Genomic DNA, 349 nt, shown 5'->3' with positions numbered 1-349 from the left:
TAAAATCTGTTGCAATTGTAGGAGCAAGTAATAAAGAAGGAAAGGTTGGAATATAATATTAAAGAATTTTATTAAAAGATTTCCTGGAAAAATATATCCAATAAATCCAAATTACGATAATTTATATAATCTAAAATGCTATAAAAATATTCTTGAAATAAATGAAAATATAGATGCTGTTGTAGTAGCAATACCTGCAGAAGGTGTTCCTGAAGTTATAAAACAAGCTGGAGAAAAGGGAGTAAAATTGGCAATAATTGTTTCTGCTGGTTTTTCTGTAGTTGGAAGAAAAGATCTTGAAGAAAAAATAGTAGAATATTCAAAAAAATATGGAATAATAATTTTGGGA

The 349-nt window shown here is 26.4% G+C and carries 1 protein-coding gene; it reads left to right on the top strand.

From position 1 onward, the window contains the following. Positions 1–52: 52 nt before the first annotated feature. The coding region (locus tag LUA84_RS05425) for a CoA-binding protein (RefSeq protein WP_457913372.1) at positions 53–349 on the top strand (297 nt) is incomplete at its 3' end.

The sequence above is a fragment of the Candidatus Nanopusillus massiliensis genome, assembly GCF_920984865.1.
The sequence above is the reverse complement of the archived record's forward strand: the minus strand, read 5'-3'. Positions and strand labels throughout refer to the sequence as shown.